Source organism: Altericroceibacterium endophyticum (genome assembly GCF_009827595.1).
Lineage (GTDB): Bacteria > Pseudomonadota > Alphaproteobacteria > Sphingomonadales > Sphingomonadaceae > Altericroceibacterium > Altericroceibacterium endophyticum.
Genome location: NZ_WTYT01000004.1, coordinates 230,461 through 244,014 on the forward strand (window position 1 = coordinate 230,461; position 13,554 = coordinate 244,014).

The following is a 13,554-nucleotide window of genomic DNA, read 5'->3' on the forward strand; positions in this document are numbered from 1 at the left end:
AACCGGAAAATCGGACGGTTTATGGGAGAAGATAATGAAGGGGTTTGCAGGCCGTGCACTGACGCTGGCCGGGCTGGCGATGATACTGCCCGGCTGTTCAGCAAAATCAAATGAGACTCCAGCGACCGAAAGCGATCGCCCCGGCAATGTCACTGCCGAGCGTCTGCTGGCGGCCGATGACGATCCTGACAATTGGCTGGGCTATGGCCGCACTTATGATGAACAGCGCTACAGCCCGCTCACCGATATCAATACGACTAATGTCGGCGAGCTTTCGCTAGCCTGGGCGGTCGAACTCGATACCAATCGCGGTCAGGAAGCAACGCCGATCGTGGTCGATGGCATCATGTATATTTCCACTGCCTGGGACAAGGTTCTGGCGGTCGATGCAGCCAGCGGCAAAGTTGTGTGGCAGCATGATCCCGAAGTGGACGGGGCCAAGGCTGTTCATGCCTGCTGCGATGTCGTCAATCGCGGCGTCGCCGTTTGGGAAGGCAAAGTCTTCATCGGCACGATCGACGGGCGGCTGATCGCGCTCGATGCGGCAACAGGCGATGAAGTGTGGTCGCGGGTCACGGTCGATCAGGAAAAGCCCTACACGATCACCGGTGCGCCGCGCGTTTTCAAGGACAAGGTCATTATCGGCAACAGCGGCGCCGAAATGGGCGTGCGCGGCTATGTGACCGCCTATGACACCGATACGGGTGAGGAAGTCTGGCGGTTCTATACCGTGCCGGGCAATCCAGCCGATGGCCCCGACAATGCAGCATCCGATGCCGCCTTCGAGAAATTCGCCGGTAAGACCTGGTTCGGCGATTATTGGGAAATGGGCGGCGGCGGAACCGTGTGGGATTCGATGGTCTATGACCCTGAATTCGACCAGATCATTCTCGGCGTTGGCAATGGCTCCCCCTGGAACCACCGTGTACGATCGGATGGAAAAGGGGATAATCTTTTTCTCAGTTCGATACTGGCATTAGACCCCGATACGGGCGCCTATAAATGGCATTATCAGGTTAATCCTGCCGAGACATGGGACTTCACTGCCACGCAGCAGATGACGCTGGCTGACCTGACGATTGATGGAAAGCCGCGTAAAGTCCTGATGCAAGCACCCAAGAACGGGTTTTTCTACGTCATCGATCGCAGCGATGGGAAACTGATCAGTGCCGAGCCCTATGTTCCGCAGAACTGGGCTGAGAAGATCGATATCGAAACCGGGCGCCCGGTAGAAATCCCTGCGGCGCGTTTTGCCGATAAGCCCTATACGATTTACCCCTCCGGCCTCGGCGGTCATGCCTGGATGCCGATGAGTTATTCTCCGCGCACGGGCCTCGTCTATATTCCGGCCATGCATGCGCCGCTCACGCTGGAGGATAATCAGGATTATGACCGGCATCCCGGGCGCTGGAACACCGGGGTCAACATGATTGGTGCCGAGCCCGGACGCGAAGAAGAACTGAGATCACGCGGATGGCTAATCGCGTGGGATCCGGTGAAGCAGAAAGCCGCATGGAAGGTGGAGCGTGACTGGCCCTGGAATGGCGGCACGCTGGCCACAGCCGGTGATCTGGTCTTTCAGGGTGATGCGAAGGGCTTCTTCCATGCCTATGATGCGCGCGATGGCCGGGAATTATGGAAATTCCAGGTCGAACGCGGAATTGTCGCCGGTCCGGCCACCTACCGCGTCAATGGCACGCAATATGTCGCGGTTCTGGCGGGCTATGGCGGTTCGATGGGGATGGCGGTCACAACGAACTGGATGCGTCAGCCGCCGCCCAATGGAATGCTGCTGGCCTTCAAACTCGGAGGGAAAGCCAGCCTTCCCGCATTACCACCAGCACATCCCCGCCCCTATATCAGCAGTGATGAGAGCTTTTCGCAGGCCCAACTCGCCGAAGGCGGCAAATGGTTCGGCACTTTCTGCGTGATTTGTCACAATGGGCCGGTCAACCCTGACCTGCTCCGCTCGCCCATTGCCACCGATGCCGGAGCATGGCGCAAAGTGGTGATGGATGGCGCGCTGTCTGCCAATGGCATGGCCAGTTTTGCCGACTATCTCACCCCCGCCCAAGCCGAAGCCATTCGCGCTTACGTCGTCACACAGGCCCGGCAGCAGGAACGAGAGTAACCCCGAAGCAAGCCGGCTTCAGGATGGGCGAGAACTGCCATACGAAAAAAGAGAGCCGCACGTCAGAGCGGCTCTCTTTTCTCTCTTCCAGGCAAAAGGTCTGAAAAGTTAATGCCCCAACCTAGCTGTCGATACCGTAATGGTCAGCCAGAACCTTGCCCGTGAAGCCATAGCTGGAGGCGTTCGGATCATGCAGCATATCCGCATCCCACTTGGCCCATTGCTGCTTCAGTCCTGCGTAGATATCGGGCATACGCTCTTTCAGATTGGCACGTTCCAACGGGTCGGCGACAACGTCGAACAGGAAGGAGTTTCCCCCGATCTCCAGATATTTGTAGCGCCCTTGCCGTGCGGCCTGTTGCCCGTGGTTCTTGAAGCGCCAGAACAGCGTGCGCTCAGGCAATTCTTCTCCTCGGAGCGCGGGTCGAATATCCTGTCCATCACTGGGATAACGCCGATTTGGCTCGGTTCCGGCAGCCGCCATAAAGGTCGGGAGCCAATCCATCGACATGATCGGCTGATCGCTCTGCGTGCCGGGCTGGGTTACCCCCGGCCAGCGCACAATCGTCGGAATGCGCAAACCGCCTTCGAGCAATTCGGTCTTGCGGCCCGTGAAAGGCCAGACATCGGAAAAGCGTTCCCCGCCATTGTCGCTGGTGAAAACGACCACGGTATTATCCGCCAGCCCCCGTTGCTTCAGATGCTCCAGCACCCGGCCTACCTGGCTGTCGAGCGCAGTGACCATCGCGGCGTAGGTTTCCATATCGCCGCCATCATAATCCATGATGGCAACCGGGTTCTCGCTTTCATCCAGTCGCTTGGATTCGGCCTGATCCTCTGGCCCTTCCCACGGCCAATGCGGTGCTGTGTAGTGCAGACTGAGAAGAAAGGGCTGCTGATCCTGTGCCCGGGCATCCAGTGTTTCCAGAGCTCTATCCGTCAGCAATTCTGTCAGATAGCCAGCTTCCTCCACCGGCGTTTCACCATCCCATAAATCCTTCTGACCGAAGTATTTATGGGTGAAATAGTCGACACCGCCGCTGCGGATGCCCCAGAATTCATCATAACCGCTTTTGAGCGGGCCATATTCCGGCATCCCGCCGAGATGCCATTTGCCGATCAGGCTGGATATATAGCCGCGATCCTTCAGCAAGGAAGGAAGCGTCGGGAACCCCGGAGGCATGCCGACATTGCGCTGGCCAAGCGGCTCTTCCAGCCCAACGGGCAGGCGATATTGATAGCGGCCGGTCAGCAACGCCGTGCGGGTGGCGGAGCACACCGCACTATTGGCATAGGCATGGGTGAAGCGCATTCCCTCCCCCGCCAGCCGGTCGAGATTGGGCGTCTTGTAATCCTTGCGGCCGTAGCAAGACAGGTCCGAATACCCCAGATCATCAGCCATGATGAACAGGAAGTTCGGCTTTTTCCCTTGATGGCGAGCCAGCGCTGGGGCTGCAACGGACAGGGCGGCAGTGCCCAATGCCCCTGCAATTGCTCCGCGCCGGGTCAGCGTACCGGGCCAATCGCTATTCATAAGTACATTCCTTTACCGAGAGGGCCGGCCCGAAGACCGGCCCCTTCTGTCATTCACGCCAGATCAGAACTTCTTCTTCACGGAAAGCGCCCATTCGCGCGGGCGGGCCGGCGCGCCAGTGATAAAGCCACCACCGGCACCGGTCAGATCGAAAACCTGTGAGAAGTAGTATTCATCAAAGACATTGGTGACTTCCAGCGCCACTTCCAAATCTTCATCCGGATTGCGCCATGTCAGCCGCGCGTTTGTGAGCGTGTAGGAGGGGACAGTGCCAAACTCTTCGGATGGCGTTCCCGGCAGCGGCTCGGTGTTCGAACCGGCCTGTTCGCCCTGATAGGAAACGTCGACCCGCGGGGTAAGCGACCCTGCAGTGCCCAGGTTCACGCGATATTGCGCACCGATGCTCCACTGCCATTTGGCACTGCCGCGTGATGGTGCCGCCAGCCGCGTCGTGTAGATCGGATCGGAAGAACAGCCTTGTCCCGGCGCTGCGGTGCTGTCCACCACGGTAGGCACCACGCAATCCCAGTTCCAGTCGAGATAGGACATCGAAGCGTTGATATCGAAATGATCGACCGGTTCGAGATTGAATTCCGCCTCGAAGCCTTTGATCGTAGCGTCGCCGGCATTCTGCGGCAGGGCACATGGGCCCGGACCGCCAAATTGCGGACAGGACAGCAGCGTCAACTGTGCCCCGCTCAGCTTGTTGATATAGCCTGAGAGATTAAGCCGGGCACGGCCATCGAGGAAGTCCGTCTTGAGCCCGATCTCATACGCCGTCAGCTCTTCCGGACCGAACGGCTGAACCTGCGACGCGTTGAAGGGCCGCGGGCCGATGCCGCCCCCCTTGAAGCCGGTTGAGATGGTTGCGTAAGCGAGCAAGCTTTCGGAAAAACGATAATCCACACTGGCGCGGTAATCGATGCGGTCGCCGCTATATTCGCCATAATAGCCATTCAGCGCAGTGACGATTTCCGTCGTGTCGCCATCATTATCCGAATCCAGCGTGTCGGGGCCGGAATAGCCCTCGCCATATGCCGCGCCAACGGGATCGACAAAGGGGTTAACCCCCGAATTGTCGAGCGTCCGGCGTCCCAAAGTGACGCTCTTCTTCTCATCGGTATACCGCGTGCCAAGCGTGATCGTCATCATCGGCGTCGGGCGGATGAAGACCGTCCCGAATACCGCTTTGCTGGTGGTGGAAACGGGATTGTAGCCGCGCTGCTGCAACGGATAGAGCGGCAGACCGCCCGCCGCGATATAGCGAATATCGGTGAAGGAATCATTGTCCGTCAGTTCGTCGGAATAATAGCCGCCCACCGTGGCTTCTATCATGTCATTGACTTCAAAATTCAGGCGCAATTCCTGACTGAAGAAATTGCTGTCCATATAGCTTTCGGTCAGGTTGGTCCGCGCAGGTGACGCATCGGCATCATTGCTGAAAACCGACTTAAACTCGCGATATGCGGTAATGGACGTCAACGCCAGACTGTCGGACAGCTCGAATTCAGCATTGAGCGCCACACCCCAGCCTTTGAAATAAGACCGGTTGTCGATCTGGGTTTCCGCGACAGGCAACCCTTGCAGTGCTGGAATTATGCCAGCTTCCCACGTGTCGGCCGCGTAGCCAAAATCAGTATAATTGCAGTACCGACCGCATATGAAATCATTGCTGAGCGGCAATCCACCGGGGGCGAGCACATTGGGGTTGCTGTTATCGCCATAGAGCAGCACCTCGCCGGTCTGATTGGTATCATCCACATTATAATCGGCGCTGAGCATGATATCCACACGGTCGCTGGGCTGCCAGCGCACCGCACCGCGGAAGGCGTGATAGTTCACATCACCGAAATCCAGCGTCTTGCAATCGGAATCGCCGATCGTGGTGGGGACACCGCTGTCCGGAAACAGGCAGCCATAATCATAGCCCTGCACATAGCCGTCCTGCCGGCCATAGGTGCCACTGAAACGCGCGGCCAAAGTGTCGGTCAGCGGAAACTGCACTGCACCGCGCAGATTAACGCGGTCACGGCTGCCATAGGTGCCTGAGACGAATCCACCCGTGGTGCCATCAGGCCGCTTGGAAATGAATTTGATCGCGCCGCCTTCGGAGTTACGGCCGGTCAGGGTGCCTTGCGGCCCGCGAAGGATTTCCACCCGCTCCACATCCAGCAATTCGAAATTGGCACCGGTGAGACGCGGATAATAGACATCGTCGATATAAAGACCCACGCCCGGCTCAACGAGCGGGTTGAAGTCATATTGGCCCATGCCGCGGATAGAGGCACTGATGGAGGGGCCGAAGGAGGCCGTCTGCGGGCGCAGCGCCACGCTGGGCGCCTGATTGGCGACTTCCGCAATATTGGTCTGACTGCGCGCTTCGAGCAGGGCGTCGGTTACAGCCGTAATGGCAATGGGCGTATCCTGCAGAGCCTGTTCACGAAACTGAGCTGTGACGACGATTTCTTTCGAAAGATCGACCTGGGCGATGTCGTCATCATTGCCGCCGGACGACTGGGCCAGCGCAGGCGTTGCACCAAATCCGGCGAGCGCGCCCAGTGCCCAGACCACAGCGGTCGATCCGCCAAGTGACGGTTTCCTCACGAAGGTCATTCTCTTCTCCCATTTTTGCTTGCCCTTTTCGGGACTATTTTTGCGCGCCCATGTTCACTGGAAAGATCACGCAATGCAAGATATGTAGGATGAATGACTAAACATTTACTCTACTGAATGTTTTGATTATCGTTTGATTATGTCCCCCTGGCCTTTCACCTTCCGTCAGCTCGAGATTTTCAAGCTTCTGTGTGAAACGCACAGTTTCCGCCGCTGCGCAGAAATGCTGGGCGTTTCGCAGGCGTCTGTAAGCAATCAACTGCGCAGTCTGGAGGAGCAGATGGGGCTGAGCCTGCTTGATCGAAGCCCCGGAAAACGCCCCCGCCTGACAGATAAGGGGGAGGAATTCCTAGCCGACCTGCAGAATTTTCAGATCGCAGCACAAAATCTCGCCGCCCATCGGCGCAGCGGCGCTGCCCCTCACAGGCGCCCGGGCCACTTTTATGTGCTAGCTGGCCAATATCTGATGCAAACGCATATCAAACCGCAGCTTGCGGCGTTGTATCAGCGCAATCCGCAGATCAGCCTGGACTTTGATTCCAAAGTGCCGACGGATCGGATTGTCGATGAATTGCAGAGCAGCACATATGATATTGCGGTGATCCATGTCCCCCTGCGCCTGAAATTGGGGAATGATTTCCGCGAGATATCACACGTCACCGCTGGCATTTACGGGGCGAAGCGTTTCATTGCAGACCAGCCCTTGCCTCTGACTGCCGAACAAATTCGCAAGCTTCCCTTTGTCTTGCCGCCGGAAAATACGCTGGCCGAAAGTGTCATTCTGGAAGAATTGTCACGCCATGCGATCAAGCCCTCCAACATCATCGCCAGAACAGGGCCTTCCAGCATCATGGTTGAGATGATCGTGCATGGTATGGCGGTCGGCCCAACGCTGGAACCGCTGCTGCCCTCAAGCAGCCGAGACAATGTTCAGCTGCTCTGGCCGCTTACCGATTTCAAGCTGGTCAGCTATTGCCCGCGCCGGGGAAAGGATGCCTTGCTGGACGAGGCAGAACAGTTTCTGATCGATACCGTCATCCGCGACCCGACCTATCCTTATCTGCCGATTGAGGCATAAGGACAGGTACAAGGCTGCATATCGTATTTCAGGATATTACGGGCGATCAGCGAACGGATAATCGGTATAGCCGGTTTCGTCACCGCCATAGAACGTATCCTGATGGGGCTCATTAAGCTCCAGATTACGGCGGTAACGTTCGGGTAGATCGGGATTGGCTATGAACGGACGGCCAAACGCCACCGCATCCACACCGCCCCGGATCGCATCAGCAGCGCTTTTCGCATCGTAGCCACCATTGCCGATATACACTCCGGTATATTTGCCGCGCAATTGTTTGATCAAAGCGCGGCTTTCTGCGTCGCCTTCTGCACCGGGGAAAGATTCAACCACGTGAAGATAGGCGAGATTACGCTGAGAAAGCATCTCATACACCTTGCCAAAGGTAGCTTTGGGGTCGCTATCCGAAATGTCATTTGCCTGCCCCAGCGGTGACAGACGCACGCCAACCCGGCCCGCCGGGACCACTTGCGTAACCTCATCCAGCACTTCACTGAGCAGGCGCATCCGGTTCTCCAGCGCACCGCCATATTCATCTTCGCGGTGATTGACGCCATCCTGCAGGAACTGGTCGAGCAGATAGCCATTGGCCGCATGCACTTCGATCCCGTCGAAACCTGCATTCAGAGTCATTTGCGCAGCATGCTTGAAATCCGCAATCGTGGCACGAATGCCATCTGCGTCCAGAGCGACAGGATCGGATACTTGCTCAAAGCCATTTTCGGTAAAAGTCTGCGTATCGGCGGCAATCGCGCTGGCTGAAACCGGCTGCTGACCACTGGGCAACAGCGAAACGTGGCTGATCCGTCCGACATGCCAGAGCTGGCAGAAAATGCGCCCGCCCCCTGCATGAACAGCATCGGTCACTTTCGTCCACGCATCTACATGATCCTGCGTATAGATGCCGGGCGTGTTCAGATATCCCTTGCCGATGTCAGAGATTTGCGTCGCTTCGGAAACGATCAGCCCTGCGGATGCACGCTGATGATAATAGGTCTCCGTCATCTCCTTCACACAGCCATCCGGCTGCGCGCGATTGCGCGTCAGCGGGGCCATCAGGACACGATTGGGCAGTTCGATCTCCCCGAGTTTCAGTGGGCTAAACAAATTTGTTACGTCGCTCATTGAGCAATTCCTTCAATATGTTGATTGGGTGCAAACGCTCTGATGCGCTTGATCAGGCGCCGGGCGGGTCGCCCTTGTCACGATCTTGAGGAAGCGGAACCGGCGTGACCTTGCAGATGTCACGCAAGGCAGGCTTCAGCCCTTCCTCCAACGTCGGATGATAGAAGGGCATTTCCAGTAATTCAGACGCGGTCTTGCCTTCCATAATGGCCAGCATCAGCAAATGCGCCATGTGGTCGGCTCCGGGGGCAAACAGGGCAGCACCGGTAATCGTGCCGTGCGGTGCGGATGCAAAAATCCGGACACAGCCATCAGCCCGCGCCTCCACCTTGGCCCGCCCCTGATCTTCGTAAGATGCGCAGCCGATCAGGCTTTCTTCTCCGGCGTCGCCGATTACGGCGAGCGGCGGATCGGTAAAAGTGATCGCAAAGAAGGGTGTCCGGCAGGATGACACGATTGCGGGATAGGCCACCGCGTTGCGCCCGGCCACCGCCCCTTCCGTCGATGCCTCATGCAGCAAGGTAACGTCGGCATTGCTGTCCCCAGCAATAAAGACCGGCGCATCGCCGCATTGCATGGTTTCCCGATTGAACCGCGGTACGCCGTGGTCATCCAGTTCCAGATCCGCATTTTCCAAATCCAGCTCCGCCACATTGGGCGGACGGCCCAGAGCGAGCAAGACACGGTCAAATTTGGCCGAGCCGCTATCTTCACCCGAGGACCAGTCGATCCGCGCGGTATCACCATCCCTGGTCGCCGTCACATCGACACCCAGATGAAGGTCTATCTCTCTGCCCATCACCTCTCCAGCCGAGGCCTCGACATCGGCGGAGGGCGCGTTCCCCAATGTTTCGGCACGGTCGAACAGCGATACTTCGACGCCCAACCTGGCCATGGCCTGAGCCAGTTCCAGACCAATTGCGCCCCCGCCAATTACAGCCAGAGTGCGCGGCAGATCCTCGATTTCAAAAATGTTCTGATTGGTCAGCGCCAGATCGCCCAGCCCCTGAAATGGCTCAGGGATGGCAGGGGCCGATCCGGTCGCGATCACGACGGTCCTCGCCTGCACTTCGTCGCCATTGTCCAGCGCCAGCCGGGTTTGCGAAATGAAGCGCGCTTTCGCCTGAATTTTGACATCGTCTGGCAGCCTGGCAATCGAATGACGGGTGCCAGCCACGAATTTATCGCGTTCTTCCCTGACGCGGCGCATCACTGCCTTGCCATCAATCGTGATGTCACCGGTGGACACGCCAAAGACATCCGACTTGCGCGCATTATGGGCATTGTCACCCGCAGCGATCAGCAATTTGGACGGCATACAGCCAACCGATGCGCATACTGTGCCTGCAAATTCCGGGTCAATCAGCCGGGTGGTCGCTCCATTATGACGTGCGTTGCGCTCCGCCGCCAGACCTGCGGTACCGGCGCCGATAATGGCAACATCACATTCAATAAGTGTCATATATTCCGCCCGAACCTGTTTGCTTGAAGCATCTCTTTCATCAACGCCCGAATGGCAGGGCGGTTTCCGATCATGCAATATTATATTGCGCACAATTTGATTGTTGCCCGAATTCGCGCGTAAAGGCTCGTCCCTTCAGAATTGTGCTGCTAAGCGGCTAACTATGGACAAAGAGACGCTCGAAGTGGATCAGTGGTTTGAGGGGCTGGCGAAGGGAAATCCGCTGGCGCTTGACCGTCAGATTTGCTTTCCCGTCTATGTGGCCGGCAATTCTTTGGTGCGCGCCTACCGCCCCCTGCTGTCTGAAATCGGCCTCACATACCCGCAATATCTCGTCATGCTGATCCTGTGGTCCGAAGAGGCACCCTTGTCGGTCGGGACGATTGGGTCACATCTGATGCTGGATAGCGGCACGCTGACCCCCTTGCTCAAACGGATGGAAAGCGCCGGTATTGTCGAGCGCCGCCGCGATCAGGCGGATGAGCGGCGCGTCCTGATTGGGTTGACCGCCAAAGGCCGTGCATTGCGCAAGGATGCAGAGAGCATTCCGGGCAAGCTGATCGGCTGTAGCGGGATGTCACCCACGGATCTGCATGATTTGCATCAGGCCGTGATAACATTGCGCCGACTTTTCTTGAATGATGCACCGCCTGCCACGGCAGCAGAGGAAGAGGCTCTTTCCGAATAAGAGCGGAGAAATCGCTCCTCGACGGAAGGGAAATCTTGATCTCTCAACGATAACATGATTTCTAGCCACCAACCGACACCAATGTCGGATGGGAGAGAAAGTGATGGCTCGCTTCGATATAGAGCGTTTTGTCGACGATCAGCGAATTGGGCCCGTGCAGCTGACCGTGTTGCTGGTCTGCGGACTGGTTTGCTTCATTGATGGTTTTGACATTTTCATGGTGGGCAAGATCGCGCCTGCCATTGCCGAAAGCTATGGTCAGCCGCCCGAGGCGATGACCGAATTATTCGTCTTTCAGCAAGTCGGCCTCGCCATCGGTGCCTTCACTGTTTCCCCTCTGGCCGATCGGTTCGGCAGGCGTTTCATGCTGATGGCCTGCTGCGCGATTTTTGGCGTGATTACGCTGTTGAGCACGCAGGCTGAAACCTTACTACACCTTTCCATATTGCGCGGGCTGGCCGGCATATTCATGGCCGCGGGCCTGCCCATGGCGCTGGCGCTGATTTCCGAAACCACGCCAAAGCGCAAACGCTCCACCTTCGTGGCACTGGCCCTGGCCGGCTATTCCAGCGGCAGTGCCGCCAGCGGCGCGGTAGCCGCCTGGCTGCTCGATTCCTATGGCTGGCAAAGCGGGTTCTGGATTGGCGGCCTCGTTCCGCTGCTCTGCGTTCCGCTCCTCATGTTTGTCGTTCCCGAATCGCTCAAATTCCGGGCTGAACGCAATCCGAAAGATCCCACTCTGGCCGCCACCATCCGCCGCATGGACCCGCGCGTCAGCCTGTCCGGCGATGAATTTTTCGCACTGGGGCAGGAACAGGACAAGGCCCAAAAGGCCAAACTTTCAGATGTCTTCACCAATGGCCGCGGCTTGATGACGATGATTATCTGGAGCGCGTGCCTGCTATCCATGACGTCCATCGCGCTGATGGCCGCATGGTTGCCCACTTTCTTCCAGGAAATGGCCAATATTCCGATCCAGCGCTTCGCCGTCTCGGCGATGATCGCCTATCTTGGCGGGGTGACGGGCACCCTGACCATCGGCTATCTGATGGACAAGTTCGACGCGACGAAGATGATCCCGATCTTCTATATCGGGCTCGCCTGCACGATGATCGCCATATCGTTGATCCCCTTTGAATCCGCCATTTTCATGCCGGTGCTGATCCTCTGGAGCTTTTTGCAAACCGGCGGACAAGCAGGTCTCAACACCTTCATCACGCAGATCTATCCGCCGCGCATGCGCAGCACGGCGCTCGGCTGGGCTGGCGGTGCAGGCCGCGTTGGCGGAGTTCTGGCGCCGATCTATGGCGGCATTGCCATTGGCAATAATTTCACGCTGCAACTCACGCTGGGCCTTGCCGCTATCGTGCCGTTTGTGGTTGCCGTTCTGGTGTTTCTGCTGGGCCGTACCCAACAGGTGAAGGATTACCAGGGAGCCAAGGCCGCGTTGGCCTGATGCTCCTCTGACGGCGCAGGGTTCCAGCGAATGAAATGAAAACTATCTACGGCTGGTTTACGCCCGGGATGATGAGAGTTTCGTCCCGATTGCATGTTCAAGCGATGCGCCGCCAGCCTGAATGGCGGCGGCGCGTTTAAGGCCGAAAGTGGATGGGCTGGATCAGCAGCGCTCCGGCTCGCCTGCCCGCGCCACCCGGATTGCCGAGATCAGGCCATCACGCAGTGTATAAAACACGAAAACACGCACCTTCACCCAGTCCCCTTCAGCCAGTGGCATAACCACGAAATCAGGGCTGTCCCGCAATGCGGTAAAGGTGCTGGTCGTATCCGCAAAAATCGCGTCATCATCCGCCAGCAGCTTATGGATGGTCAGGTCTTCGCGAATGCCTTCAAACATCGGCGCATAGAAATCGACGATCCCCTGCTTGCCGTTTATTTGCGGCATCGTGTTCAGCTTCAGCGTGACATCATCGGTGTAAAAAGCGCTGTAGCGTGCATGATCGGCATTACTGAAAGCAGCCGTATAGGCATGATAGGCCGCAATCTGCGAGGGATGCGCGCCAAGCCGCGGCGCCTTGGTGACGCCATATTCGGGTGGCCAGGTCATGGAATTGAGCGCCACAACCTTTTCATCGCGCAGACGATAGGTGACATGAAATTTCACCGTCACACTGTCACCCGGAAATAAATGGCCGAAGGGAAAGTCCGGCCGTTCTTTCAGCGCATGGAAATCCATATCCACATCAGCAAATAATATGTCACCACTGCGCGCATAATGCTGCACACGCATCACTTCGCGCACGCCATCATGCGCCCAGGCGAGAAAATCCCGCAGCCCCTGTTTGCCTTCATAACGACGCGACCCTCCCGTGAAGACCAGATCGTCGTGATAGAATTCATCGACCAGCCGGGCATCGTCACCGGCATTGAACACTTCGATATAGGCGGGATAGTCGAAGAGCATCAGGCCTTCCCCTGCGACCGCGCCGTGCGGACATGGGTGAACTTTCCATCAGGGCCGATGCGATAAAAAATGAAACTTTCGATAAAGATGGATTCGCCTTTGCGGATGGGGCCGGCGATAAAGTCGCTCCAATCCTCCAGCGCCTTGAACTCGGTTACGATAATGCAGGCCGCCCCTTCATCATCGATAACCAGCTGCGTCACATCAAGCGTCTCGTCGATCCGGGCAAAAACGCCTTCATAAAATTCGCGGATCGCCTGACGCCCTTTGATCCGGCGTTTCCCGCCCAGATCAAAGTCGACATCATCAGCATAAAAACGGGTAAAACCGTCAAAATCGCCGCGATTAAACGCGCCGATATAGTCTTGCATGAATTCTTCTTTGGTCATTGCTCTCTCCCAATCTGGCGGATGTTATCACGCTCTGAATAGCCAAGAAAACACATGATGATTGATCAAGCAAATAACTTTGCTATTCTCTGGTCTTAGAGGATAGGAAAGC

Annotated in this window: 10 protein-coding genes; 4 read left to right on the forward strand and 6 right to left on the reverse strand. The window is 57.3% G+C overall.

The window, feature by feature from the left end; translation table 11 throughout:
• Window positions 1-34: 34 nt before the first annotated feature.
• Window positions 35-2,131 (forward strand): PQQ-dependent dehydrogenase, methanol/ethanol family, encoded by a 2,097-nt coding sequence (locus tag GRI91_RS10305; RefSeq protein ID WP_160736588.1) that lies wholly within the window; start codon window positions 35-37, stop codon window positions 2,129-2,131.
• 121 nt (window positions 2,132-2,252) lie between these two features.
• On the opposite strand, the gene GRI91_RS10310 is transcribed toward GRI91_RS10305, so the two are convergent.
• Together GRI91_RS10310 and GRI91_RS10315 are read right to left on the reverse strand one after the other, a co-directional pair.
• Window positions 2,253-3,665: a sulfatase family protein gene (locus GRI91_RS10310; RefSeq protein ID WP_160736589.1), complete on the reverse strand. Its 1,413-nt coding sequence runs from the start codon at window positions 3,663-3,665 to the stop codon at window positions 2,253-2,255.
• 63 nt (window positions 3,666-3,728) lie between these two features.
• Window positions 3,729-6,278 (reverse strand): TonB-dependent receptor, encoded by a 2,550-nt coding sequence (locus GRI91_RS10315; protein ID WP_160736590.1) that lies wholly within the window; start codon window positions 6,276-6,278, stop codon window positions 3,729-3,731.
• Between the two features lie 139 nt (window positions 6,279-6,417).
• Here GRI91_RS10315 and GRI91_RS10320 point away from each other — a divergent pair, with 139 nt between their 5' ends.
• The gene (locus tag GRI91_RS10320) at window positions 6,418-7,356 is read left to right on the forward strand and encodes a LysR family transcriptional regulator (protein ID WP_160736591.1); all 939 of its coding nucleotides are present in this window, start codon (window positions 6,418-6,420) and stop codon (window positions 7,354-7,356) included.
• Window positions 7,357-7,392: 36 nt separating this feature from the next.
• On the opposite strand, the gene GRI91_RS10325 is transcribed toward GRI91_RS10320, so the two are convergent.
• Both GRI91_RS10325 and GRI91_RS10330 read right to left on the reverse strand, forming a co-directional pair.
• Window positions 7,393-8,481, reverse strand: a complete 1,089-nt coding sequence (locus GRI91_RS10325; RefSeq protein ID WP_160736592.1) for an alkene reductase — start codon at window positions 8,479-8,481, stop codon at window positions 7,393-7,395.
• 52 nt (window positions 8,482-8,533) lie between these two features.
• Window positions 8,534-9,943 carry a dihydrolipoyl dehydrogenase gene (locus GRI91_RS10330; protein ID WP_160736593.1) on the reverse strand — a complete coding sequence of 470 codons (1,410 nt, stop codon included), beginning with the start codon at window positions 9,941-9,943 and terminating at the stop codon, window positions 8,534-8,536.
• Window positions 9,944-10,106: 163 nt separating this feature from the next.
• Here GRI91_RS10330 and GRI91_RS10335 point away from each other — a divergent pair, with 163 nt between their 5' ends.
• Both GRI91_RS10335 and GRI91_RS10340 read left to right on the forward strand, forming a co-directional pair.
• Window positions 10,107-10,631, forward strand: coding sequence for a MarR family winged helix-turn-helix transcriptional regulator (locus tag GRI91_RS10335; RefSeq protein ID WP_202385552.1), 525 nt, complete (start codon window positions 10,107-10,109; stop codon window positions 10,629-10,631).
• Window positions 10,632-10,734: 103 nt separating this feature from the next.
• Window positions 10,735-12,087, forward strand: coding sequence for an MFS transporter (locus GRI91_RS10340; RefSeq protein ID WP_160736594.1), 1,353 nt, complete (start codon window positions 10,735-10,737; stop codon window positions 12,085-12,087).
• A gap of 162 nt (window positions 12,088-12,249) precedes the next feature.
• Here the strand turns inward: GRI91_RS10340 and GRI91_RS10345 are convergent, their stop codons facing one another.
• Both GRI91_RS10345 and GRI91_RS10350 read right to left on the reverse strand, forming a co-directional pair.
• Window positions 12,250-13,053 (reverse strand): nuclear transport factor 2 family protein, encoded by an 804-nt coding sequence (locus GRI91_RS10345; RefSeq protein WP_160736595.1) that lies wholly within the window; start codon window positions 13,051-13,053, stop codon window positions 12,250-12,252.
• On the reverse strand, window positions 13,053-13,442 hold the full coding sequence (locus GRI91_RS10350) for a YybH family protein (protein WP_160736596.1): 390 nt from the start codon (window positions 13,440-13,442) through the stop codon (window positions 13,053-13,055). Before GRI91_RS10350 ends, GRI91_RS10345 begins: the two co-directional genes overlap by 1 nt.
• Window positions 13,443-13,554 lie beyond the last annotated feature (112 nt).

Coding starts and splice junctions, on each gene's coding strand:
- GRI91_RS10320 (WP_160736591.1), top strand. CDS start 6,418: ATGTCCCCCTGGCCTTTCACCTTCCGTCAGCTCGAGATTTTCAAGCTT.
- GRI91_RS10330 (WP_160736593.1), bottom strand. CDS start 9,943: ATGACACTTATTGAATGTGATGTTGCCATTATCGGCGCCGGTACCGCA.
- GRI91_RS10325 (WP_160736592.1), bottom strand. CDS start 8,481: ATGAGCGACGTAACAAATTTGTTTAGCCCACTGAAACTCGGGGAGATC.
- GRI91_RS10350 (WP_160736596.1), bottom strand. CDS start 13,442: ATGACCAAAGAAGAATTCATGCAAGACTATATCGGCGCGTTTAATCGC.
- GRI91_RS10335 (WP_202385552.1), top strand. CDS start 10,107: ATGGACAAAGAGACGCTCGAAGTGGATCAGTGGTTTGAGGGGCTGGCG.
- GRI91_RS10315 (WP_160736590.1), bottom strand. CDS start 6,278: ATGACCTTCGTGAGGAAACCGTCACTTGGCGGATCGACCGCTGTGGTC.
- GRI91_RS10340 (WP_160736594.1), top strand. CDS start 10,735: ATGGCTCGCTTCGATATAGAGCGTTTTGTCGACGATCAGCGAATTGGG.
- GRI91_RS10305 (WP_160736588.1), top strand. CDS start 35: ATGAAGGGGTTTGCAGGCCGTGCACTGACGCTGGCCGGGCTGGCGATG.
- GRI91_RS10345 (WP_160736595.1), bottom strand. CDS start 13,053: ATGCTCTTCGACTATCCCGCCTATATCGAAGTGTTCAATGCCGGTGAC.
- GRI91_RS10310 (WP_160736589.1), bottom strand. CDS start 3,665: ATGAATAGCGATTGGCCCGGTACGCTGACCCGGCGCGGAGCAATTGCA.